The sequence below is a fragment of the Thalassospira alkalitolerans genome (assembly GCF_002115745.1).
GTDB lineage: Bacteria > Pseudomonadota > Alphaproteobacteria > Rhodospirillales > Thalassospiraceae > Thalassospira > Thalassospira alkalitolerans.
On sequence record NZ_JFKB01000001.1, the window covers coordinates 1 to 23,858 of the forward strand.

A 23,858-nucleotide genomic window follows, 5' to 3' on the forward strand; every position below is an offset into this window, starting at 1 on the left:
AGTAAAAAGGGGACTGTCCCCTTTATTAGTGTGGGGGGAAATTTCGGCTAACTATGCATCGCAAGCTTCTGGACGTGTAACAGCTGTTATTAATAATCCTCGTCCAAACAGCATCTTTCTCACAGAGGAACTGCCAACCTTGTTGCAGAACAATAATGTTACACAAATTACGATACGCTCAATAAACGGCCAGCAAATAAATATTCCAAGGGGAACATCTTTTGGTGACGCATTACAGATGATCCAAGGATTTTAGTTATGAGCGATACGAGAATCACTATGCCACATCGGCATACAGTCCGGTACGAAAAAGGCAATTCAATCATCGACTTTGAGGTTGAATTGCTTCAAGGGGGAATCGTATTTTATCGTCGAGGAGCAAAGATAATTTCTGGTCAGAATCAAAATCTCGAATCTGCCACTAACGCAGTAGAAGACTGGATAAAATTAAAATTTGGTCATGTTGAAGTGGACTATAGTGATTAATACTTGCATGACGTGTGCCGTCCTAAAATACGTTGACGGTTTTTACGAAGCCAGCGGGCTAGTCTCGCTGGCTTTTTGATGGACCAGTTCTGGCGTTTGCATTGCCAGAGCGAGGTGTGGTCGTTTGGTGTTGTAGGTTTGTATGGCCTCGGCGACCAACTGTTTGAGATCCTCAAAGGTTTTGCAGCGAAGGAACAGGAATTCCTGTTTACAGAAGAAAAGGGGACAGATTTATTTTTTAATGCGGGTGGAGATTTACGCCCCTCCTCTAATTACCTATCCCATCATACGCCGCAACCACCCGAAATTCCGGACCGTCTGTTGTTGAATGGCTTTCATACAGACAGAACCGATCAACGGTGAACGCCCTGCTTGTCAGGTCGAGGTGATCGGCGATGGTTTGTTCGACGGTGGCACGCGCCGCATCGCGGTTACGGCCCAATGTGATATGCGGGGTGAAGTTGCGCATGTCCATGTTTGGGCATTCTTCCATTGCCAGTAATGAATTTTCCACCCGGTGCGCCAGTGCGTGTAATTCCGGTTGCTTTGCGACACCGGCCCAGAGAATGCGGATTTTCCGCGCTGAGGCGAAGACGCCCAGACCGCTGACTTGAAGTTCAAAGGGCTTGAACGGCAGGTTGGAGAGAACACCGTCGATTTCTTTGGCAAGGCCGGGATCGACATTACCGATGAATTTCAATGTGATGTGTATATTTGCCGGGGTTTGGGCCTCAATCCCCCGGATGCCACGGGCCAGCGGGTAAAGATCGGCTGCGATATCAGCCGGGATTTCGATGCCAACAAACAAACGCATATTCAGAACTCGGCAATATCATGGGAAAGAAAGGACAGAATGCCCCGAATGCCCGGATCAGGCGGTATAGGCGGTATCGCCGGTTTAGCTGGTCGATCGGCCCGGAAGCGGAATGATGTCGTCTTCACCCGGTATTTGGGGAAAGTCACCCTTGACCCAATCGGATTTGGCCTGTTCGATCCGATCCTTGGAACTGGAAACGAAATTCCACCACATATGGCGATGGCCCAGCGGCAAGCCGCCAAGCAACATCACCCGGCAATCGGTTTGGGCGATGATATCGGGGATTTCTTCGGGGGCTATCGTGATGAAACTGAACGCGCCATGGCTATCGCCGTCAATGGCAAGCGTGCCATCAATCACATAAAGGGCGGCTTCCTGATTTTCACCCGGTAGCAACAATTGCGCGCCTTCGTCCATATGAATATCAAGATAAAACAATTTGGATTTGACCGGCACCGGGGCGGTTTTGCCAAAGGCCTCGCCCGCGATCAGGCGCATATGCAATCCGGCATCTTCGATGATCGGCAGGTCATCTTTGGCGACATGGGTGAAATCAGGGGTGCAATCTTCGTCCTCGGTCGGCAAGGCGACCCACAATTGCAGCCCATGCAAGGCATGGTCACGGTTTTTAACATCACCAGTTTCGCGTTCGGAATGGGTAATGCCCCGCCCGGCCGTCATCCAGTTGAGATCACCAGGACGGATTTCAAGATGATTGCCAAGGCTGTCATGATGCAGGATCGCCCCGTCAAACAGATAGGTCACGGTTGCCAAACCAATATGGGGATGCGGGGCAACATCAATACCATCCCCGGCGGCAAAATTAGCCGGCCCCATATGATCGAAAAAGATAAACGGACCGACCGCACGCGCATCGCGATGGGGCAGAATGCGGCGCACGGTCAGGTTTCCCATATCGGTTACCTTGCCTGAAATCAGCTTTACCATGCGCCGCCTCCTTTATCTATCTCTCAGACCTTCATCTGGGTCGAACCGGCCTTAGGGGCAAGGGTTTGGCCACATGGTCTGGATGTTTTCAATTTCGGCCAGAACATCATCGGACAATTCAACATAGGCCGAGCCGATATTGGATTTAAGCTGTTCCATGCTGGTCGCGCCAATGATGTTGGCGGTCAGGAACGGGCGGGTATTGACATAGGCCAGCGCCATCTGGGCCGGATCAAGACCGTTATCCTTGGCAAGTTTGACGTAAGCCTCGGTCGCCTTGATGCCATTATCGGTCAGGTAACGACTGAAATATTGCGGCCAAAGGGCTGTACGACTGCCTTCGGGCAGCGCACCGCCAAGATATTTGCCCGACAAAGCCCCACCACCCAGCGGCGAATAGGCCAGCAAACCGGCATCTTCGCGGATCGAGCATTCAGCAAGACCGACTTCATAGGTGCGGTTGAGCAAGCCATAAGGATTTTGGACCGAAACCACACGCGGCCAGCCCTTTTTCTCGGCCCATTCAAGGAACTTCATCAACCCCCAAGGGGTTTCGTTCGACAGGCCGATATGACGAATTTTACCTGCCTGAACAAGGTCATGCAGGGCTTCAAGGCTTTCTTCGATCGAGGTGAATTCTTCTTTTGCTTCATGGACATAGCCCAATTTACCAAAGAAATTGGCATTCCGGTCCGGCCAATGAAGCTGATAAAGATCAACATAATCGGTTTTAAGGCGTTTAAGCGATCCGTCGATGGCCTCATTGATCTGCGCACGGGTCAGGCGCGGGCCGCCACGAACATAGGGGAACCGTTCCGCCGGGCCGACAATTTTGCTGGCGATCACCAAATCATCACGACGGCCGCGTTTTTCAAGCCAGTTGCCAATGATGGTTTCGGTTTTGGTAAAGGTCTCTTCCATCGCCGGGACCGGGTACATTTCGGCGGTATCGATGAAATTGACGTCATTGGAGGTCGCGTAATCAAGCTGTTCAAACGCTTCGTCCTGCGTATTTTGTTGGCCCCAGGTCATGGTGCCAAGGCAAATCACACTGACATTAATGTCAGTTCGTCCCAATCGACGATATTCCATAGATCAATCCCCTTTTGCGCCCTGATTGAGCGCGCTTTATTTTCAATGGGTTGAATATATCCCGGTCACGCGCCGATGGAAGCGTTTAGCACAAATTTTCTTGCAACATCATGTTATTGCAATGAATTTGCGAACCCTTCGCGATCAGACAAACAGGGTCAAAACCCCGGTATAACCGTAAAAGCGATCATTGCAGACCTCACCACTGCCATAAAACCCGGTCAGCGGCAGATCGCCGATTTCTTCGCGGATGATCATCATTTCGCGGCTTTCGGTACCAAACAGATGCGGGCCACGCGCCACACAACTGCAATACAGCGCCCCGCGCGGTTTGCCCGGCAGGCGGTTTTGCACATCCGCCAGCATACGGCGCAAATCCTGCTCGGCGGCAAGCCCATCACGACGGACAAAGCGGATGGTATCGCCCACCTGCACATCGTTGCTCATGGCGATCAGGTTATTATGGGGATCAACCCCCATCAGATTGCGCACGACAAAATCACCGGTATCAGAGCCCGGTACCATCAGCGCAACGTGATAACGCCCCGAAGCAAGGGAATGTTCGCTGCCATCGCCATCAAGTTCGGCGCGAAAGATATCCAAAGCCGGTTGATCATCAATTGTAGAAATGATGCCTTCGCGGCCTTCGGTGACGCGATGTACCGGGCCAATTGGGGTGCAGGCCTGACTGATGCCGACCTGAACGGCGGTTTTACCGGCAAACAACACGCCCGATAATCCGCCTTTGACGACCTTGTCGGCAATTTGCGGTGCACCGCGTTCGCCCGATGCAATGCCGCCGACAAGATAGGTCGATCCCAGACGGGCCAGCTCAGACAAGGTCGCAAGGCTTTCGGGCGCACCGGGATCGCCATGGACAAGGCCAAAGATCGGTTGCAGCCGGTCAATCGCGGCTTGCAATTGCGGGTTATCAAGATCGGCATCGGTTTTCAGTGGTTCAAAAATATGAAAATCATCGGGATCAATCGGGGCAATCATAACAGATGCGGCAGGCACCCCGAAATACGCCCGGCCCGATCCGCAAACACCAATGCCAACCGTACCCACCCAATGTTCAAGTGACAGGCGCGACCGCAGGAAAGTCAGGATACTGCCAAGATCACCAGCAAGGGATTCGGTGACATATAAAAAAGCCAGAGCGCGTTCTGACAAGGGCTGTTTTTGCAGCTGGTCTGCCAGCTCGCTTGCGACCGCTGCCCAATTTTCGCCGCTGGCATGTGCCGCCTGAAATTCCGCCGTCATGCATTCTCCCGCTGTGTTTTGGGTTGGCATTGCCGTAGGCCGGATGCGCACCGCACATCATCCCCCGGGCCCGGTCCGTGTTCTTATTCTGCTATTATCTAAGCATTCCAATCGGGCATTCACAAGTCAGTCGGCGTTAATTCAATCCGGGATACATCAGGAACAGGCCCCACAATGCCCCCAAAATGGGCTACCCAATCCCGGACAATCGCATTAGGCAATATGACGACGCAACAAATCCATGGCAGCATTTAGCTGGGTCATGCGTTGATGCGAGCCATAATTACTGTCGGGATGATGGATCGAGGCCAGAACGCGGTACTTGATCCGAATGGACTTGATATCGGGCCGGGCACTGGGCGCAAAGCCCATCACATGCAGCGCCTCGTTAAAGGTTGTGACACCACGATCAAGCGGTTCAAACGCCAGATTATCGACAATGGCGCGTAACCGTTCAAGTTCCTCGCGCGATTGCAACAGCTCGACCGGGGGTTCGTTTTGACGCTTTTTAAGGGCGTGGGCTTCTTCAAGCACCAGACGTTCGGCGGCAAGGACATCGGCCTTTTCGACCCGCATCTTGACCTCGCCCAAATCGAAATGCAGCGCCATGTTTAAGGCCTTGCGCACGGCAATGATCGAATGTCCGGCGGGCAAACGCAATTGCAGCCTTGGTTTACGCCGCCAGGGGCGGCCTTCGGCGGGGCCAGATTTCAACACGATGGTTTCACGATCCCCCGGGGGCGGATCGCCGGGATCATCATAGTCTTCAATCGCGGCTTCGGGCACGATCAGCATCACCGAACGTGCCAAATCAGCAGCATTAACGCCACGTTTGCCTGCAAGTTCCAAAACAGCATCGCGGAAAACCGACGAACACGGAATGGTATAGGATTGTTTGACCGTTGCTGTCGCCATTGCCCTGCCCAATGTCCTCTGCCTAGTTTTTCAACGGCTTGGGGTGTATTTCCGGCCAAGATCACCCAAAAACACCCCGTTTGAACGAAAGTGTAGCGATCGTGGTTACGGCCTGCAACTGCGTTTGTAGGCAAACTTGAATCGCTTCCGATTCATCCACAGGCATTTTTATGCCTATTTTTATCCTTTTTGAACGATGGGCACTTGGAAATTTATCTTTTAACTAACTGATATTTAACAGTAAAACTTGAATAATATCCGCAACTCCAAAGCACGGCGGTCAATTTTTCATCCGTCATGGATCAATCTGGCTGCAAATTGCACCCGTTGCGGCGAATACCCCATAAGATACTGTTACTAAACATATTTTTCGGACATCAGAACGCGAAGGAACAGCACCGCATTCAACCCCTATTTGACGATTTCACGAGGCGGCATTCTATTTCGATATTACGGTCAACATTTTTACCTACGAATGCAGTTGCAGTTGAGATATTCGAAACAGAACCGAAAGTAAATGGAGTGTTAATTTCACACCAAACCGGGTGTTTTGGGGTGCTTTTCCCGGTTTTTCCCCGCATTTTCTGCATTTCGCACCCTTGCGAATAATCACTTAAATATATGAAATTAAAAGATAATATCTGAATTCCTGTTCGCAACCCTACTTGCCACGACAGAACAGCAGACATCGTTTCGATTTGTTTTCAAAAACTATCTACGTATGTTATTTTTTTATAAAAATCAGGCTAGATTCAAGTCCCAAAACAGCGTTTCTGCCCGGCGACGAACACCACCGCCAACCACGTAGCGTATTGTTATCGTGTTGTTTTCCAACCTCTGATCCAAAACGGCGCAAGGCTGCGATAGGTATCGCAGCCTTGCAAATCTTTGATCCACCCAACGAAATACCGGTTAACCGGCCCCGCACCAGAACAGGGTCAGGAACCAGCGCCAAGAACGTTAACAACCTGTGGCAGGATGCGTTCGACGATGATTTTGACGCCATCAGCATTGGGGTGCATGCCGTCATCCTGATTAAGGGCTGAATTTGCCGCTACGCCATCAAGGAAGAAGGGATAGAAATCGATCTGATATTGGGTCGCAAGATCGGGATAGATACCGTTGAATTCATCGCCGTATTCCTTGCCCATATTGGGCGGGGCCACCATCCCGGCCAACAGAACCACGACATCGCGATCGCGCAGTTTTCCGACGATTTCCATAAGGTTGGCACGGGTTTGCGCCGGTTCGATACCGCGCAGCGCATCATTGGCCCCCAGTTCAAGCAACACAATATCGGGGTTATCGGCCAGCGCCCAGTCCAGCCGGGCAAGACCGGCAGCCGTCGTATCGCCAGATACCGAACTGTTGATGACTTTGACATCATGACCGGCATCACGCAGGGCGGCTTCAAGGCGCGGGGCAAAGCCATCTTCATGGGACAAGCCATAACCTGCCATCAGGCTATCGCCATATAGCATCAGGGTTTGTGGCCGGTTTGCAGCCGCACTGGCACCCTGGGCACAAAGCAGGCTTGTCGCGCCAATCAGAATACCAAAGAATACGCCCGTACGGCGAAACAGCCGTTTAAACAGGTGCCGGGTCTGGCCAGAAGTGAACTGGTTAACAACGAGGTCTTGCCTGCACAGCGCATTTGCCACAAATCTCACCTTATGTTCTGTCATCGTGTTGGTGCGGTTACCTGTTGGTTACCCTTCGGTTACCCCTTGATAAACAAGTTTGAACCAGCAACGTTGATTTCCGTAAAGTTATTTAACCCGTTTCATTGTCCTTGCAATGCCTTGTAACGCCACAGCGCCAGATTGGACCAAACATGACTGTGCTTGAAACCACCAATATTTCACCGGATTCCCCAGCATCCGTCGCCGGGAAACAACAGCACACCGTCGATGTAAAGGGTCTTAAGCTGAGCCTTAAAGGGCCGGCCGGGGTTGTGGATATTCTAAAAGGCGTTGATATCCAGATCGATGCGGGGGAACGCGTCAGCCTTGTCGGGCCGTCGGGATCAGGCAAAACGTCGCTTTTGATGGTGATTGCCGGGCTGGAACAGGCGCAGGCCGGTGCGATCCAGGTTTGTGGACAGGATTTGCGCCAGCTTGATGAAGACGGGCTAGCGCTTTATCGCCGCCATCATGTGGGCATCGTGTTTCAGGATTTTCACCTTATCCCGACGATGACAGCCCTTGAGAACGTGGCCCTGCCGATGGAGTTTGCCGGGCGCCGCGATGCGTTTGAACGGGCAAAAACCGAACTTAAGGCCGTGGGCCTTGGCCATCGCATAGACCATTACCCCGGCCAGCTTTCCGGTGGCGAGCAACAGCGTGTGGCGCTGGCGCGGGCCCTTGCCACCGATCCGGCCCTGTTGCTTGCCGATGAACCGACTGGCAATCTTGACGGGGCAACCGGCGAAACGATCATCGAATTGCTGTTTAATCTGGCGAAGCGCAAAGGATCGACCCTGTTGCTGATTACCCATGATCCGGAGCTTGCCGCGCGATGCGACCGGTCGATCATGCTGCGTGACGGGGAAATTGTTTCGCAACAGGAAAACCATCCTGAAACCCGTCAAGCCCCCCAACAGGACGCCAAATCATGAGCGGCGTATCCACATCTTTGCCTGAGACAGAGAAACTGTGGTCGATTGCCTGGCGAGTATGTCGGCGGGAATTGCGCGGCGGCTTTTCAGGGTTTCGGATTTTTCTGGCCTGTCTGGCGCTGGGTGTCGGGTCGATTGCCGCAGTTGGAAACGTTTCGGAATCCGTTCTAAGTGCGCTGGCACGCGATGGTCGCGCCCTTTTGGGCGGCGATGTTGAATTACGTCTGGTGCATATTCCCGCCACCAAAGAACAGCGCGACTGGCTGGGTGAAAATACCGAACGCATCGGCGAACTGGCAACCATGCGCGCCACCGCCTATGGCAACGATCAGCGCCGTTTGGTGGAACTTAAGGCAGTTGACGATATCTATCCGCTGTTTGGCGATATGGAACTTCAGGACGCGATCCCGTTTAAGGGCATCCTTGATAAAAAGGATGGTGTCTGGGGCGGGGTATCCGAGGCAGGCTTGCTGGAACGGTTGCAGATCAAGGTGGGTGATACTTTGCGCCTTGGTGATATCAACATCCAGATCCGGGGCGTAATTGCCACCGAACCCGACAAGGCGGTTGGCTTTTTCAATTTCGGGCCGCGCCTGATGGTCGCGACGGGGGCGCTTAACGAAACCGGCCTCGTACAACCGGGCAGCCTGATCCATTATCATTACGCATTGGATTTGAATGATAATGAAGACCCAAAAGCCTTTCGGGATCGCCTGACGGACCGCTTTGAAGATGCCGGTTGGCGTATTCGCGACGTAACAGATGCCAATCCCGGCCTGCGCCGTTTTGTCGAACGACTGACCCTGTTTTTGACCTTGGTCGGGCTTTCCGCCCTTTTGGTCGGTGGGATCGGGGTCGCCAATGCGGTGCGCAGCCATATCGAAAGCAAAACATCCGTCATCGCCACCTTGAAATCAATCGGGGCATCGCATGGGCTTGTCCTGCGGATTTACTTTTTGCAAATCCTGATGCTGTCGCTTGTCGGAATTGCGATCGGGCTTGTCATCGGCGCGGTTACCCCGGCGATCATCGCGCCGCTTTTGGCAGATCGTTTGCCGATTGATGTTACCGTCGGCCCGGCATTGCCATCGCTTTTGATTGCGACAGGATTTGGCATTCTGACCACATTGGTTTTTGCCATGCCGTCGCTTTTACGGGCGCGTGAAATTCCGGCCGCCCGGTTGTTTCGGGCCAGTGCCGGGTTGATGGGTAACAATGCGATCCGCAAACGCGACCTGCCGTTTATCATTGTGCCGCTGGTGCTGTTGTTGCTTTTGACGGTTTTAACCGCGACGGATTACAGTATTGCAATTGGCTTTATCATTGGGTCGCTGGCCGCGATTGCGGTTTTCACCGTTGCGGGCAAGGCAATTGTATCGGTGTCAAAACGGATCAAGGGCGGGCGGAATGCATTTTCACGCCTGGCACTGGCCAACCTGCACCGGCCGGGTGCCAACACGGTGCCTGTCGCCCTGTCACTTGGTCTTGGGTTAACGCTTTTGGTGACGATATCGGGGATCGAGGGCAATCTTGATCACGAGATCAGCGAGAGCCTGCCGGAATCGGCCCCGGCATTCTTTTTCCTGGATATCCGCCCGGACCAGATGGATCAGTTCCGATCCCAACTTCTTGAAAAAGATAATGTTTCGGATATCGAACAAACACCGATGTTGCGCGGGCGTGTCACGGCAATTGACGGGGTGGATGCCAATGATGTTGGCCCCGGCGATGACCGGTGGTTCCTGCGCGGGGACCGCGGGTTGACCTTTGCCGCCAGCCCGCCGCCGGAAACACAGATTGTCCGCGGCCAATGGTGGCCTGCGGATTATGATGACGCCAGCAAGCCACTGGTTTCAATATCGCGCGATATCGGCGAAGCGTTTGCACTTGAACCGGGCGACACGATTACGGTCAATGTGCTGGGCCGTGACATTACCGCCGAAATTGCCAATTGGCGCGAAATCGAATGGCAGAGCCTGCGGATGAATTTCGCGATGGTGTTTTCACCGGGCCTGATCGACAAGGCCCCCTATAGCCTGATTGCGACCGCCCATATGCCGCGCGACATGGAAGAACCGGTAGATCGCATGATCGGTCTGGATTTCCCCAATGTATCGGCAATCCGGGTGCGTGAAGCGCTTGAAGCGGCCAATGCGATCCTTGCCGGGATTGGCACCGCCTTAAACGCAACCAGTTCGATTGCGATCATTGCCGGGGTTCTGGTTCTTGCCGGGGCGGTTGCCGCCGGACGGCGCAAGCGGATCTATGATGCCGTGGTGCTTAAGACCCTTGGCGCGACACGGGCCAATATCCTTTATGCCTATGGCTTGGAATACGGGATTTTGGGACTGGCGACCGGGGTGATTGCCGCCTTGGTTGGCAGCCTTGCCGCCTGGTCTGTCCTTGTCCTGATCATGGGAGCCAGTTGGACCTTCCTGCCAATGACGATATTTGGTCCAATCGCGATTGGCCTGATCGCCACATTATCAGCAGGTTTTATCGGCACATGGCAGGCATTGCGCAGCCCGGCGGCACCGTTGCTGCGTAACGAGTAAGCCAAAAACCAAACCGCATATCCATCACACCAAAGGGGCCGGTCACGATGTACCGGCCCCTTTGGCTTTTCATTTCATTTCGATTTGCGTTTAACCCGATCAAGCAATATCGCGCAACGCCCGGCGGACGACCTTGCCCGTCGTGGTCATCGGCAATTGTTCCATAAAGGCGATTTCGCGCGGGTATTCATGCGCGGCCAATCGGGTTTTGACGAAATTGCGAATTTCGGCTTCAAGTTCCGGGCTTTGGGCAAAGCCATCAACCAACACAATAAACGCCTTAACGATCTGGCCGCGCTGTTCATCGGGTTTGCCGATCACACCGGCCATGCGCACGGCAGGATGGCCGATCAGGCAGTCTTCGATTTCGCCCGGGCCGATGCGATAGCCCGCCGAACTGATCAGATCGTCATCGCGCCCGACAAAGCGGATATAGCCGTCTTCGTCAAATTGACCGATATCACCCGTCAAAAGCCATTCCCCAATGTATTTATCGCGCGTCGCATCCGGGTTGCGCCAATATTCAAGGAACATCACCGGATCGGGGGCTTTAACCGCGATCTTGCCCATTTCACCAATGGGTAAAACATTGCCATGAATGTCGATGACCGCCACATTGTGACCTGGCACCGGACGGCCCATCACTCCGGGCTTGGGCGCCATGATTGACTGGCAGGAACTGACGATCATATTGCATTCGGTCTGACCATAGAATTCGTTGATCGTCACGCCAAACACCCGACGCCCCCAATCAAGCAATTCCGCACCCAATGTTTCACCGCCACTTGCAATAGAACGAATATTACACTTGAACTTTGCCGCCACATCATCACCAGCAGCACGCATCATTTTTAACGCGGTTGGCGGCAGAAAGGTATTGCGCACGCCATATTCGGCAATCAGTTCAAAGGCAGCCTCGGCGCTGAATTTTTCAAACCGATGTGCCACAACCGGCTTGCCGTGATGCCAAGCGGGCAACAACACATCCAGTAACCCGCCAATCCACGCCCAATCGGCCGGGGTCCACATAACATCGCCGTCTTGCGGAAAGAAATCATGTGACATTTCAACACCGGGCAAATGACCCAACAACACCCGATGGGCATGCAGCGCCCCCTTGGGCTGGCCGGTGGTGCCCGAGGTATAAATAATCAAAGCTGGTTCATCAGCCCGGGTTTTAACCGGTTCGAATTCATCCGATGCCTCGGCCGAAAGCGCCTTGAAGTCAAAACAGCCATCGGGGGCACCATCAATAACATAGACGTATTCAAGGGCCGGCAACAGATCGCGGATTTCGGCGATCTTGCGTGCCCCTTCCTGATCGGTGACCAGCGCCTTGGCGGCACAATTGCCCAGACGATATTCAAGTGCTTCAACCCCGAACAGGGTGAAAAGCGGCACGGCAATGCCACCCATTTTATAAGTTGCGATATGGGCGACTGCGGTTTCGGGGCTTTGTGGCAACAGAATGCCCACCCGATCCCCGCGCCGGATGCCATGACGGCGCATGACATTGGCAAAACGGTTCGACAGACGTTTAAGCTGTGCAAAGCTGTAATCGCGTCTGGACCCATCGCGCCTGCGATACATCAGCGCCAGACGATCTGGATCGTCGGCCCATTTGTCGCAAACATCGACACCAATATTGAAATAATCGGGCACGTCCCAGACAAAGTCCGAACGCACCGTCGCGTAATCGTTACGACCGGCCAGCATGTATCCTCCCTGTATCCGCGACGTCTTTTTTGATTTTTAAGTTCTCGACGTTTTGGTTGGCGACATGCTAGTGCGTCCGCAGGACAATTGGAAGTTTTGTGTTCGTGACAATCGGGGCTTTTTGCCGGATTTTCCGCTGTTTCATGCAGCACAAAACCGGGCCCTAACGATCAGGATCAAGCAGGAAGGTGAAATTGGCGGGCTGGCCCGCATCCGTAAAGGCCGCCGCATGGCAGCCAAGGCAGGTGCCATCATCCTGATGCTGGATAAAGCTTTCAAGCGCGACATTGGTCAAAAAACGCGGTACTTCGCCCACGCCGAACGGCACACCACCGCCATTGCCGATCCATTGGGTCCCCAACAAAAAGTAGTTTTGCCAGACACTGCCGCCAAGTTTGCGTTGCCAGACAAAGTTTGCTTCGGCAGTTCCGGAAAACAATCGCCAGCACCGGACGATATCGGGGGCTGTTACCCGATTACCATTCCGATCACGGGCATAGGGCGCATGATCGGACCAACGCAGATCGGCATTAACGACCCGGTTGGCCACACGATTGTCCCTCAACCGCGCCCCTTTGCCGTGATGATAAAAAACATAGTCGCGATCCACCGTATCAGGCGCCAAACAGCCATCGGGGAACAAATCAGTGGCGACGATGCTGTTGGGACGGCGTGCATTCGATGCCAATGGGGCATTATCGATATGTTCGAAACTGGACCATATCCAGCGGTCGCCATTGCCGCTTTTGACCCGTTGAACCATGTGCAGCCCCACCAGCCCAACGGTGACATCCAGACATTTTGCCGCCCCATCAACCGCATCCTTTGACGCAATCGCAATCCGGGCCGGGCGCGTATAATAACGATCCAGATCAGTAGACTGGCCAGAAGCGCCCGAATTTACCGCGTTTTGGGGCTCCGCCATGATCCGCCAGGCAAATTTGATCATTTGGGCGCCGGGCTTGAACCATGTTTTATCGCTGGCCAGAAGGCCGGAATTATCGGCTACGACAGCGGCCGAAGGCCCGGCCGACAGCGTCATCATCGGGAATTCGACCCTGCGTCCGCTTTGCGCAAAGGCCATCCGGCCCGCCGCCGTTTCAAGATTGTTCCAGCGGATATAATCCGCCGTAACATTATTCACCCGCGTGTCATACAGGATGAAATTCCCCGCCTGATCGATCAGGACATCGCCCGATGATTGCACAAAGGCCGATAACAACAGGCTGCCTTGCGGCAAATCCGCGCGGCACCCGGCATCAGCATCATTAATGCGGGCAAGGCCGGAAAACACATCGCGTTTGCCGGGGTAACTTTCCCACGGGGCCCGCCCGGCATCGGGGTATTTATAACCGGCCAAAATCGGTTGCCCGGCCCCGTCATGGGGCCAGACCAGCGATATCAGTGATTGCCATGAAAACCGGTCAAACGGGCGCTGGGCCTCGTAAGCGACAAAACGATAAATGAAATTGGCATCAAATTCCGGCACATCGACCGGGGCGGCTGCGCATAACCCGCCAAGACCCGCCGTCGCACAAAACTCATCATCGGGGTAAACTGCATCGAAAATCGGGACTTCATTGCCCCTTTTCGACGCAACAAAATTCGGGTTTTGCGCCCATACCGCCAAAGAAATCGCACAAAGGGCTGCCAGAAACACAACAACGCCAACCACCCGCGCAAGGACACACCGCCAGACCGCCCGGTACGATGCCGGTGCAAACGGATTTGGTATCGGATTGTTATCCAAAACGTTTTGGCCCATTTCCGGTCATTCCCCGGTGAAACCGTATCATTGCATGCGGTTCATAGACTGTATTTGGCCATTATAGTGTCAAACACCGCGAAAGTCGTGGCCACACAACAGTGAACAAGATCACAACATTGTCAGCTCCGCTTGCGGCATAATCAGCCAAACCGTTGCTTTTCACGGAAATCCTGCCATATTTTCATCATTGCAGAGTTCTATGTGGATTCTGCTCGTAATGGATCAAAGAGGGATTTCAATGGCTTTTGAAACGCGTCAACGCGGCTTTGACGTCTCGGTTGGCCGGTCGGCAGCCGAGATCGATGCAGGTCTCCGCGCCTATATGCTGCGTGTCTACAACTATATGGCATCCGCACTTGCCCTGACCGGGATCGTCGCGATGGCTGTGTCGACCAGCCCTGCCCTGATGAATGCGATCTTTGGCTCCGGTTTGAGCTGGATTGTCATGCTTGCGCCGATCGGGGTTGTTCTGTTCCTGAGTGTCCGCATCCACAAAATGAGCTTTGGCGCTGCCCAGACCACTTTCTGGATTTATGCCGGGCTGATGGGGCTGTCGCTATCGTCGATCTTCCTTGTTTACACAGGTGAAAGCATCGCCCGGACCTTCTTCATCACCGCAGGCACCTTTGCCTCTATGAGCCTTTATGGCTATACGACGAAGAAAGACCTGTCGGGCTGGGGAAGCTTCCTGTTCATGGGCCTGATCGGGATCATCCTGGCCAGTGTTGTGAACATCTTCCTGGGCAGTTCGATGCTTCAGTTCGTGATCTCGGCTGCGGGCGTTCTGATCTTTACCGGTCTGACCGCCTATGACACCCAGCGGATCAAAGAAAGCTATCACGCACATGATGATCAGGCGACTGCAGGCAAAAAGGCCATCTTTGGCGCCCTGCAGCTTTACCTTGATTTCGTGAACCTGTTCGTGATGCTGCTTCAGTTCTTTGGCAATCGCGAATAGAACCGAACCTGACAATCGCAATCATAAAACCCCGCATCCGAAAGGCTGCGGGGTTTTATTTTGGTTTGTCGTTCAGGTAATCTTTTGCTGGCATCCAGGGTCAGGACCGAGCCGATTACGACGCTTTGGCTTCACTCGCACCGCCGGTTGCATCAATGATCGACTGACGCTGTTCAAGCTGATGCATTATGTTTTCCGACCGGGTATAGCTGCTTGATGCGGCGCGTGCAGCACCGCGTGCCCCGGCCTCGTCAAAGGCGTCATAGGCCTGCGAGAAATTCATCCGCGCCTGCCCGATCAGTTTGATGTCCTTGTCACTGGCACCGACGGAAAACTGAACACTACCCAAGGCAAACATCGCACGGCCCCACAAATAGGGATTATCGCGTCTGCTGCAGACCTTAAGTGCTGCCTGAAAGACAGGAATAACCTGTTCGGACGGGATGCTAATACCGCTGATTGTCGAATGGGCAACGACGGTTTCCGCCAAACCATAAGCCGTTTGAGCATATAAAACCGTATGAGCGCGTGAATTAATCAAGGCCAGTGCCCGACGGCAATGGCCATTGGCGGCTTCAACCGTTTCGATATCATCAATTTCCTTGGCGTGGATCATCATCGCTTCGCCAAGTTTGGCAATGGCCACCGCACGCGACACCGGGGTTCCGGCCATCAGTTCAAACCGACGTTCCAAAAGCTTCCAGATGCCAATCGCTTCCTTGGCCGACCCCGCATTCATGTTGCTGATCATTGACCAGTTTAAAAGCGTGCCATACAGGGCAAGGATTGCTGATTTTTCCGGATCGATCAGTGCAAGATCGGCAACATTGCGCAACAGGTCTTCGATCTTTGTCACAGTTCCTGTTGCTTGCGGAAGGGCGGCCCGCTGATTGAGCAACCCGGTTGCTTTCTGTTCCGGTTTTGCTTCTTTGGGCTGTTCACCGATCTTCTTTAGGATATTGCGCACGATGGGCTTAAGCACCCGGATCGCCGTGACGCAATAACTGCGTTCACCGGTTTCAGCCAGCATGACCACGCCAAGGGCATAGGCGGTTGCAACGCCCTGCCCGACATCAGTAAAATACTCGCCGTTTTTAATCCGTTCCTGAAAATCTTCAACATGCGAAACCAGTTGTGCGATCTGAAGCGCGCGACGGTCATGACCGCGCGCCTGTGACAACATTTCACATACCAACAGCACACGCATGGCCGCCGCTGTATCCTTATGCTGTGGCTGGCGGAAACTGTGAACCAGCGGCATCAGCAATTCGTAAAGCGGTGAATTCAGGGTGTCGTTGATGAAATGCACATCAAGCAACCTGGCTTCGGCATTATTCCGGCCCCAGAATACCGCCGAGGCATCCTGACGCCGCGCTTGGTTCAACGCACCGGAATTGGCTTCGCGTATCCCCAAAAATGGATCCGCGACATCGGCATTGACCACAATATGGCGATCAAGGGCAACCGCTGCGGTTTCAGGAATGTCAGAAAGAACTTTTTGCAGCCACTGCCCAAACGGATCAAGGGCGGCGGTGCCCGACGGGTCATTGGCCGCGAAAGGTGCGATGGCATACAGGCAAATGTTTTCCGGCTTCGCCAGACCTTTTATTGGCAAGGAATCGTCGTCAACCGTTTCACCGGCTACAAACATGGACTTGAAAACAAGCCCGACCATCGACCAGAAATCAGCCATTCGCCCCCTGCCAACAATCCTTTTTGGTTATCCCAAGCGTATGGTCAGGGTCGAAAGAGAGGCTTGGATAACGGTCTTATCTTCTCTCGCGTGACAGATGGCGTCAATGATACGACTCGCCATACAAAACCATACATAAGGATAATCTTGATCATCCTGATGCCGAAAAAATCACTTGTTTTCAATGATTTCGCGATTGCCGTCAGGTTTTATGAACCTTTTTATCAACCTGCTTCATGGCCCGTGCCGTGATCAGGTTGATGCCCGGCTTTACGCCCTAGCTAGTTCCACGGCCTGCGACGCATCCGGCGGGGCCCGGATGAACGGGGCGGCTTTGCTGGGTTCATCGGGGCATCCCCCGTTTGATATCCCACTGGCTGTTTTGCCATCGCATGCAATTTGGCAATCCGATTGCCCATATCAGGATGAGTCGAAAACAGGCTGTCCACGCCTTTGCCCGATAGTGGATTGGCAATGTACATATGGGCCATCGCCGGATTGCGTTCGGCATCCATATTGGGGATCGTACGAACGCCTTTATCGAGCTTGCCAAGTGCGGATGCCAGCCACATCGGATGACCGCAGATTTCAGCCCCGATTTTGTCGGCTTCGTATTCGCGGGTCCGCGAAATCGCCATCTGCACCAGCATCGCGCCTAGCGGGGCCAGAATAGCGACCAATATCATCCCCAAACCGCCCAGCGGATTGTTATTGTCATTGCGATGACCGCCAAATATGCCGGCAAACATCGCAAAGTTGGCCAGGGCCGAAATCGCCCCGGCAATGGTCGCGGTAATCGTCATGGTCAGCGTATCACGATTTCTGACATGGGCCAGCTCATGGGCCATCACCCCGGCAATTTCCGAACGATCCAGCAATTGCAACAATCCGGTGGTCGCCGCCACCGCCGCATTTTCCGGATTGCGCCCAGTGGCAAAGGCATTGGGTTGGGGGTTTTCGACCACATAAACACGCGGCATCGGAAGCCCGGCATTTTGCGCCAGTTCACGCACAATCGATACCAATTCAGGCGCGGTGCGATCATCGACCTGACGCGCACCGCGCATACGCAGCAACATCGCATCCGCATTCCAATAGGCAAACACATTCATCGCCGCCGCAAACAGCAACGCGATGATCATGCCCTGTTGGCCACCAATCATCATCCCGACCACGCCAAACAGCGCGGTCAGCCCCGCCAGCAACAAACCTGTACGCACGTAATTCATCGTCATCACGTCCTTAGACAACCCTAGCCAAAGCATACGCCTCAAAAGATAGATCGAACGGGCATAAAAGCAATTCCCATCGGCCAAGATAGCAACGTTGATCACAGCTGAAATGACAAAACGTCAGACTTTACACGGGCAAAAGTCCGGCAGCTTAGTCATGATCAAAAGGAAGAAATCAAGATGAAGATGAAGAAGGCAATTCTCGTCGCGACGTTCGGGGGTATTTTCATCGCGTTTAGCGCAAGCCCAAGCCTTGCCGCCTGTTCCATTGGAAACAATTATCAGGCGCTTGGAGGTCTTAAAGGGTGGAACACACGCATTGAGAATTCGGAAAACGCCGCATTACGCACGGGCTATGCCAATGGAACCTGCATTCTAATCAAAGGCGCACACACCGGCGGCACGATCCCCGCAAATGCGCTTGATAGTTTGCATGTGACTGTTGCGCCCAAAAGCGGGGCTACCGCCTGTCATGTCTTTCGCAAAAAATCGACAGCCAGCCCCACTGACGGTTTTCCAACAACTTGCTAGGTGATCATTAGGATCAGGACCCAAAAGAAAGAAACAGCCGGACCGCGGGGTCGGGGGAACTACTTGGTCCGGCTGTTTTGCAACGATCTTCGTTATTCTGCAGGGTGCTACGCGTCAGCCCCGTCAGATGAACGAACCTCGTTGCGTCGACCGATCATGCGCACCAGAACGTAGAATACCGGTGTCAGGATCAGACCGAAGATGGTCACACCCAGCATGCCCGAGAACACGGCAATGCCAATCGCCTGACGCATTTCCGAACCCGCCCCGCTTGACACCACCAAGGGCAAAACGCCCATGATGAAGGCAAGCGACGTCATCAGGATCGGACGCAGACGCAGGCGGCTGGCTTCAATCGCCGCCTGAACCGTGCTGCGGCCCTGATGTTCAAGTTCGCGAGCAAACTCGACAATCAGGATGGCGTTTTTCGATGCCAGCCCGGCCAGAACGAACAGACTGATCTGGGTGAAGATATTGTTATCGCCGCCAAACAGATAAACACCGAAGACAGCCGATAGGGTGCTCATCGGGACGATCATAATAACCGCCAGCGGCAAGGTCAGGCTTTCGTACTGAGCGGCCAGAACCAGGAAAACCAGCAAGATACAGATCGGGAAGATGAAGATCGCCGTATTGCCTGCCAGGATCTGCTGATAGGTCAGCTCCGTCCATTCATAGGACATACCGGGCGGCAGGGTTTCTTCCAAAATCCTGGCAATCGCGGCCTCGGCCTCGCCACTGGAATAACCGGGGGCGGCATTGCCATTCAGATCGGCTGAACGAAAGGCATTATAGCGCATGGCGGTATCCGGACCGAACGTTTCGGATACGGAAAGAACACTGCCAAGCGGCACCATATCGCCATCTGCGTTGCGCGTTTGCAGGCGCAGAATATCTTCCGGGCTGGAGCGATAGGGTTTATCGGCCTGTGCAATCACCTGATAGGTGCGGCCAAACTGGTTGAAGTCGTTGACATACATCGACCCCAGATAAATCTGCATGGTCCGGAAAATTTCATCCACCGGGATGCCCAGTTGCTGGACCTTTGTCCGATCCAGATTGGCCTGTAATTGTGGCACATTGACATTGTAGCTTGAAAACACCCCGGTCAGCTCAGGTGCCGCCCATGCCTTGGCCAGCACTTGTTTCATGGTGTCGTCAAGCGCGCCATATCCCTGATCGCCACGGTCCTGCACTTGCAATTTGAACCCGCCAACCGTACCAAGCCCCTGCACCGGCGGTGCCGGGAAGATGGCGACAAAGGCCTCGTCAATGGCGGCGTATTTCTGTTGCAATTTACCGGCAATCGCCAGCCCCGACAGTTCATCGGATTTGCGTTCAGCAAAGTCAGTCAACGTCACAAAGACGACGCCGGCACTTGAACTGTTCACAAAGCCGTTGATCGACAGGCCCGGAAACGCCACGGCACTTTCAACACCGGGTTCAGCCAGTGCAATGTCAGACATTTCGCGAATGACGTCTTCGGTGCGATCAAGCGTGGCACCCTGTGGTAATTGGGCAAAACTGACCAAATATTGCTTATCCTGAAGCGGGACAAACCCGGCGGGCAAAATCTGGAACCCTTGCCAGGTCAGCACCAGCAATCCGGCATAGACAACCATCATGACGGATTTGATGCCCAACAGGCGTTTCACACCGCCGCCATACATTTCCGTGCTGCGGTTAAAGAACCGGTTGAACCAGCGGAAGAACCAGCCAAAGGCAAAGTCCATTGCGCGCGTCAGCCAATCCTTTGGTGCGTCATGACGCCGCAACAACAAGGCCGACAAGGCCGGGCTGAGTGTCAGAGAATTGATCGTCGAGATGATCGTCGCAATCGCGATGGTCAGTGCGAACTGTTTATAAAACTGACCGGTCAGGCCAGAAATAAACGCAATCGGCACAAACACGCCGGTAATCACAAGCGAGGTTGCGATAATTGGCCCGGTAACTTCGCGCATGGCCGCCACCGTGGCATCACGCGGACCAAGCCCGCGTTCAATATTACGTTCAACGTTTTCGACAACAACAATCGCATCATCGACCACGATCCCGATCGCCAGGATCAGACCGAATAATGACAGCACGTTGATCGAAAAACCCAACACCAACATCATGGCAAAGGTACCAACGATGGAAACCGGCACGGCCAGCAATGGAATGATTGATGCTCGCCATGTTTGCAGGAAGATCGTCACCACCAAAACCACAAGGGCGACGGCCTCAAGCAGGGTCTTGATCACCGATTTGATCGAACTGCGCACAAAGACAGTTGGATCGTAAACGATGCTGTAATCAAGGCCTTCGGGGAATTGTTCTTTCAGCTCGGCCATGGTGGCGCGGACGTTGCTTGAAATATCAAGCGCGTTCGAGCCCGGGGACGCAAAGATTGGAATCGCCACCGCCGATTTATTATCAAGCAAAGAACGCAGCGCATATTGCTGGGCCTCCAACTCGACCCGGGCAACATCACCAAGGCGGGTAACCGTGCCATCCTGATTGCGGTTGATGATGATTTCCGAAAATTCTTCGGGGGTTTCCAGACGACCGTGCACATTGATCGGCAACTGGAACTGAACGCCAGTATCATAGGGCGCACCACCGATGGTACCCGCCGCAACCTGAATATTCTGGCTTTGGATAGCGGAAACAACATCCCCCGCCGTCAGGCCAAGTTCAGCCACCCGATCCGGGTTAAGCCAGACACGCATGGCGTAGTCGCCCGAACCAAACAGCCCCACCTGACCAACGCCCTTGATGCGCGCCAAACGGTCTTTGACATTCAGCGTCGCATAGTTGCGCAGATACAGCATGTCATAGCGATCATTGGGCGACAATAAATGCACGACCATGGTCAAATCAGGTGAACGTTTGGACACTGTCACGCCAAGCTGACGGACAATATCAGGCAAACGCGGTTCAGCCTGCGACACGCGGTTCTGGACCTTTTGCTGGGCCAGATCGGGATCGGTGCCGATCTCAAAGGTTACCGTCAAAGACAAATTGCCATCAGTGGTCGCAAGCGAGTTGATGTAAAGCATGCCTTCGACGCCGTTGATCTGTTCTTCAAGCGGAGATGCAACAGTTTCGGCGATTTCCGCCGGGTTTGCCCCGGGGAATTTGGCTTCGACCACGATCGAGGGCGGGACGACTTCCGGATATTCGGAAATCGGCAACCGCCACATGGCAATCAGGCCTGCCAAAAGGAAAAGAACGGAAAGAACGCCGGCAAAGATCGGGCGATCCACGAAAAATCTGGATATATTCTGCATGACGGTCAGCCTTGCTTATGCGCGCAGTCAAGCATCCGTCAGGATGCTGAGGCCTGCAGAATTTCGGGGGTAACGGGCATGCCGGGTCGGACTTTCATGATGCCGTTGACGATCACCAGATCGCCCGGTTCAAGACCCGATGTCACAATGCGACGGCCGTCAACTTCAACGCCCAGCATCACCTGACGATAGGCAACCGTATTATCAGGCTGAACCACATAAACGAATTTGCGGTCCTGATCGGTGCTGATGGCATCCGGTGAAATCATGATGACGTTTTCCTCGGCAACAGTGCCGAGTTGCAGACTGGCATAGCTGCCCGGCAAAAGGGCGCCATCAAGATTTTCAAACAGGGCACGGGTACGGATGGTGCCGGTACGGGCATCAATCCGATTGTCAAAACTATGAACGAAACCCGCAACCGTTTTGCCATTTGTCGCCTTCAAGCGCACCGGAATCTGATGAGCGGCATCCTTGATTTTGCCCGCTTCATAAAGGCTGGCAAAATATGTTTGTTCATCAAGATCAAAATCGGCGTAAATCTGGCCGGTCGAAACGATGGTGGTCAGAACTGGCGCATTGGTCCCGGCATTGACTTGATTGCCAACTGTCAGTTCAACACGGCTGACACGGCCATCAATCGGGGCTTTGACAAAGGCGTGGTCAAATTCGATTTCCGCCAGATCAAGCTGTGCCAAGGCGCGATTGACTTGACTTTGTGCGACTTGCTGGGCGCTGACACGTTCGTCAAAGACGCGTTTGGAAACCGTGCCATTGGCAACGAGTTTTTCCGCACGGGCCTTTTCCTTGGCAGCAAGTGACAGGGTTTGACGCGCCGCCGTCAGCTCGGCATTTGCCTGATCAACGGCGGCCTTGTAGGTGCGCGGGTCAATCACGGCAAGAATATCGCCCTTCGTGACCATTTGGCCGTCTTCGAACCGGATTTCGACGATGGCACCGCTGACCTGCGGGCGAAGCTGGACTTCCTCGACCGCACTGAGCCGGCCCGAGAAATTGTTCCAAAGGCGCACGGACTGGCTATGAATGCCTTCGACCGTGACCGGCGTGGCCTGTGGTGCAGCGACCTGAACGGCAACTTCGTCGGCATCGGCCTGTGTGATGGTGCTAACGCCGTAACCACCCGCAGCAATCGTGATGATGGCAGTTGTGGCCGACAGCAACATTTTTAATTTGGATCGTGGTTGCATCTTTCCATTTCCCAATAGGGTTACCCGCAATTCTGCGGACAGAATAACGGGAAGATGCGTACCGATTGGTATGTTCGCAAGGGAAAAATGGAAGTTTTTTACAAAAAATTTGAATCAGATCGCCGAAACCACCCCCAGAGACGGGGCCTTATTAGGCGCCAAGTTCCTGAGTTCACAACGTAAATCAAGAATTCGATAGATACCTTTGCGCAGATCAGACCGAACAGTATCCAAATCACCAAAAACCTTGCCATAGGCCAAAACGCCGTGAATATACTGGAAAACCAGCCGCGCCAGAGTCGTGACATCGGCATCGCCTGACAACATGCCTTCGCCTTTTAGACCACGCACCATCGAGGCCAGATATTTTATCTGTTCGTTCGCCAGTTCGCGCGAGCAATCCTGAATTTCGACATCCTCTGGCCCAACCTGACCACCGGCGGTAAAGATCGGACAGACGCAAATCTCGGTATCTCCGGGAACACCGGCCTTTTTCTGTTTGTTGATGATCAGTTCAATATAGCGGTTAAGCTGATCAAGCGGGGCATTTTCCGGGCAAAAGATCGATCTGAGTTCGTCCTTGCCCTTGTCCCAATGATGGCGGGCCGAGGCGGCAAACAAGGCGGCCTTGCTATCAAAATGATGATAGAACGCGCCCTTGGTGACCCCTGCATGCTTACAGACATCACTGACACCAATGTCATGATAGCTGCTTGTCCAAAGCAATTGAATTGCCGTTTCAAGCAGTTTGGTTCGGGTCTCGGCGGCGTTCCTCATATCTCACACC

20 protein-coding genes are annotated in these 23,858 nt (G+C 53.8%); 6 read left to right on the forward strand and 14 right to left on the reverse strand.

Annotated features, from left to right (window positions below):
- Both TALK_RS22215 and TALK_RS00010 read left to right on the forward strand, forming a co-directional pair.
- On the forward strand, window positions 1-256 hold a 256-nt coding region (locus tag TALK_RS22215), incomplete at its 5' end, for a hypothetical protein (protein ID WP_211274746.1).
- 2 nt (window positions 257-258) lie between these two features.
- A complete protein-coding gene (locus TALK_RS00010; protein ID WP_085614614.1) occupies window positions 259-486 on the forward strand; it encodes a hypothetical protein in 228 nt (75 codons plus the stop codon).
- A gap of 42 nt (window positions 487-528) precedes the next feature.
- On the opposite strand, the gene TALK_RS00015 is transcribed toward TALK_RS00010, so the two are convergent.
- The 7 genes from TALK_RS00015 to TALK_RS00045 form a co-directional block, all read right to left on the reverse strand.
- Window positions 529-717 (reverse strand): integrase core domain-containing protein, encoded by a 189-nt coding sequence (locus TALK_RS00015; RefSeq protein ID WP_085614615.1) that lies wholly within the window; start codon window positions 715-717, stop codon window positions 529-531.
- A gap of 37 nt (window positions 718-754) precedes the next feature.
- Entirely contained in the window at window positions 755-1,300 is a 546-nt protein-coding gene (thpR, locus tag TALK_RS00020) for an RNA 2',3'-cyclic phosphodiesterase (RefSeq protein ID WP_085614617.1), read from the reverse strand.
- A gap of 84 nt (window positions 1,301-1,384) precedes the next feature.
- Entirely contained in the window at window positions 1,385-2,251 is an 867-nt protein-coding gene (locus TALK_RS00025) for a pirin family protein (protein WP_085614619.1), read from the reverse strand.
- Between the two features lie 51 nt (window positions 2,252-2,302).
- Window positions 2,303-3,343 carry an NADP(H)-dependent aldo-keto reductase gene (locus tag TALK_RS00030; protein ID WP_085614621.1) on the reverse strand — a complete coding sequence of 347 codons (1,041 nt, stop codon included), beginning with the start codon at window positions 3,341-3,343 and terminating at the stop codon, window positions 2,303-2,305.
- A 144-nt stretch (window positions 3,344-3,487) separates the two neighbouring features.
- Window positions 3,488-4,606 carry an FIST signal transduction protein gene (locus TALK_RS00035; RefSeq protein ID WP_085614623.1) on the reverse strand — a complete coding sequence of 373 codons (1,119 nt, stop codon included), beginning with the start codon at window positions 4,604-4,606 and terminating at the stop codon, window positions 3,488-3,490.
- Between the two features lie 213 nt (window positions 4,607-4,819).
- Window positions 4,820-5,521 carry a J domain-containing protein gene (locus TALK_RS00040; protein ID WP_085614625.1) on the reverse strand — a complete coding sequence of 234 codons (702 nt, stop codon included), beginning with the start codon at window positions 5,519-5,521 and terminating at the stop codon, window positions 4,820-4,822.
- Window positions 5,522-6,459: 938 nt separating this feature from the next.
- Window positions 6,460-7,182 carry an arylesterase gene (locus TALK_RS00045; RefSeq protein ID WP_245829607.1) on the reverse strand — a complete coding sequence of 241 codons (723 nt, stop codon included), beginning with the start codon at window positions 7,180-7,182 and terminating at the stop codon, window positions 6,460-6,462.
- 173 nt (window positions 7,183-7,355) lie between these two features.
- On the opposite strand from TALK_RS00045, the gene TALK_RS00050 reads away from it, so the two are divergent.
- A complete protein-coding gene (locus tag TALK_RS00050) occupies window positions 7,356-8,138 on the forward strand; it encodes an ABC transporter ATP-binding protein (protein ID WP_085614629.1) in 783 nt (260 codons plus the stop codon).
- On the forward strand, window positions 8,135-10,693 hold the full coding sequence (locus TALK_RS00055) for an ABC transporter permease (RefSeq protein WP_085614631.1): 2,559 nt from the start codon (window positions 8,135-8,137) through the stop codon (window positions 10,691-10,693). Before TALK_RS00050 ends, TALK_RS00055 begins: the two co-directional genes overlap by 4 nt.
- A gap of 99 nt (window positions 10,694-10,792) precedes the next feature.
- On the opposite strand, the gene TALK_RS00060 is transcribed toward TALK_RS00055, so the two are convergent.
- Entirely contained in the window at window positions 10,793-12,409 is a 1,617-nt protein-coding gene (locus TALK_RS00060) for an acyl-CoA synthetase (protein WP_085614633.1), read from the reverse strand.
- Between the two features lie 163 nt (window positions 12,410-12,572).
- A complete protein-coding gene (locus TALK_RS00065; protein WP_085614635.1) occupies window positions 12,573-14,174 on the reverse strand; it encodes a hypothetical protein in 1,602 nt (533 codons plus the stop codon).
- Between the two features lie 241 nt (window positions 14,175-14,415).
- Here TALK_RS00065 and TALK_RS00070 point away from each other — a divergent pair, with 241 nt between their 5' ends.
- Window positions 14,416-15,135, forward strand: coding sequence for a Bax inhibitor-1/YccA family protein (locus TALK_RS00070; RefSeq protein ID WP_085614637.1), 720 nt, complete (start codon window positions 14,416-14,418; stop codon window positions 15,133-15,135).
- Window positions 15,136-15,250: 115 nt separating this feature from the next.
- On the opposite strand, the gene TALK_RS00075 is transcribed toward TALK_RS00070, so the two are convergent.
- The gene (locus TALK_RS00075) at window positions 15,251-16,828 is read right to left on the reverse strand and encodes a hypothetical protein (RefSeq protein WP_085614638.1); all 1,578 of its coding nucleotides are present in this window, start codon (window positions 16,826-16,828) and stop codon (window positions 15,251-15,253) included.
- A gap of 281 nt (window positions 16,829-17,109) precedes the next feature.
- Window positions 17,110-18,057: a zinc metalloprotease HtpX gene (htpX, locus tag TALK_RS00080; protein WP_085614640.1), complete on the reverse strand. Its 948-nt coding sequence runs from the start codon at window positions 18,055-18,057 to the stop codon at window positions 17,110-17,112.
- A gap of 183 nt (window positions 18,058-18,240) precedes the next feature.
- On the opposite strand from htpX, the gene TALK_RS00085 reads away from it, so the two are divergent.
- Window positions 18,241-18,591 (forward strand): hypothetical protein, encoded by a 351-nt coding sequence (locus TALK_RS00085; RefSeq protein WP_085614642.1) that lies wholly within the window; start codon window positions 18,241-18,243, stop codon window positions 18,589-18,591.
- 107 nt (window positions 18,592-18,698) lie between these two features.
- Here TALK_RS00085 and TALK_RS00090 read toward each other — a convergent pair whose 3' ends face one another.
- The 3 genes from TALK_RS00090 to TALK_RS00100 form a co-directional block, all read right to left on the reverse strand.
- Window positions 18,699-21,863: an efflux RND transporter permease subunit gene (locus tag TALK_RS00090; RefSeq protein WP_085614644.1), complete on the reverse strand. Its 3,165-nt coding sequence runs from the start codon at window positions 21,861-21,863 to the stop codon at window positions 18,699-18,701.
- 38 nt (window positions 21,864-21,901) lie between these two features.
- Window positions 21,902-23,071: an efflux RND transporter periplasmic adaptor subunit gene (locus TALK_RS00095; RefSeq protein ID WP_169714905.1), complete on the reverse strand. Its 1,170-nt coding sequence runs from the start codon at window positions 23,069-23,071 to the stop codon at window positions 21,902-21,904.
- 114 nt (window positions 23,072-23,185) lie between these two features.
- Window positions 23,186-23,848 (reverse strand): TetR/AcrR family transcriptional regulator, encoded by a 663-nt coding sequence (locus TALK_RS00100; protein WP_085614646.1) that lies wholly within the window; start codon window positions 23,846-23,848, stop codon window positions 23,186-23,188.
- Window positions 23,849-23,858: the final 10 nt, after the last annotated feature.

Bases quoted from the DNA above. Each gene is read 5' to 3' on its own strand.
- TALK_RS00010 (WP_085614614.1), top strand. From the start codon at position 259: ATGAGCGATACGAGAATCACTATGCCACATCGGCATACAGTCCGGTAC.
- TALK_RS00040 (WP_085614625.1), bottom strand. From the start codon at position 5,521: ATGGCGACAGCAACGGTCAAACAATCCTATACCATTCCGTGTTCGTCG.
- TALK_RS00055 (WP_085614631.1), top strand. From the start codon at position 8,135: ATGAGCGGCGTATCCACATCTTTGCCTGAGACAGAGAAACTGTGGTCG.
- TALK_RS00065 (WP_085614635.1), bottom strand. From the start codon at position 14,174: ATGGGCCAAAACGTTTTGGATAACAATCCGATACCAAATCCGTTTGCA.
- thpR (WP_085614617.1), bottom strand. From the start codon at position 1,300: ATGCGTTTGTTTGTTGGCATCGAAATCCCGGCTGATATCGCAGCCGAT.
- TALK_RS00025 (WP_085614619.1), bottom strand. From the start codon at position 2,251: ATGGTAAAGCTGATTTCAGGCAAGGTAACCGATATGGGAAACCTGACC.
- htpX (WP_085614640.1), bottom strand. From the start codon at position 18,057: ATGAATTACGTGCGTACAGGTTTGTTGCTGGCGGGGCTGACCGCGCTG.
- TALK_RS00050 (WP_085614629.1), top strand. From the start codon at position 7,356: ATGACTGTGCTTGAAACCACCAATATTTCACCGGATTCCCCAGCATCC.
- TALK_RS00075 (WP_085614638.1), bottom strand. From the start codon at position 16,828: ATGGCTGATTTCTGGTCGATGGTCGGGCTTGTTTTCAAGTCCATGTTT.
- TALK_RS00030 (WP_085614621.1), bottom strand. From the start codon at position 3,343: ATGGAATATCGTCGATTGGGACGAACTGACATTAATGTCAGTGTGATT.
- TALK_RS00085 (WP_085614642.1), top strand. From the start codon at position 18,241: ATGAAGATGAAGAAGGCAATTCTCGTCGCGACGTTCGGGGGTATTTTC.
- TALK_RS00095 (WP_169714905.1), bottom strand. From the start codon at position 23,071: ATGCAACCACGATCCAAATTAAAAATGTTGCTGTCGGCCACAACTGCC.
- TALK_RS00100 (WP_085614646.1), bottom strand. From the start codon at position 23,848: ATGAGGAACGCCGCCGAGACCCGAACCAAACTGCTTGAAACGGCAATT.
- TALK_RS00070 (WP_085614637.1), top strand. From the start codon at position 14,416: ATGGCTTTTGAAACGCGTCAACGCGGCTTTGACGTCTCGGTTGGCCGG.
- TALK_RS00090 (WP_085614644.1), bottom strand. From the start codon at position 21,863: ATGCAGAATATATCCAGATTTTTCGTGGATCGCCCGATCTTTGCCGGC.
- TALK_RS00060 (WP_085614633.1), bottom strand. From the start codon at position 12,409: ATGCTGGCCGGTCGTAACGATTACGCGACGGTGCGTTCGGACTTTGTC.
- TALK_RS00035 (WP_085614623.1), bottom strand. From the start codon at position 4,606: ATGACGGCGGAATTTCAGGCGGCACATGCCAGCGGCGAAAATTGGGCA.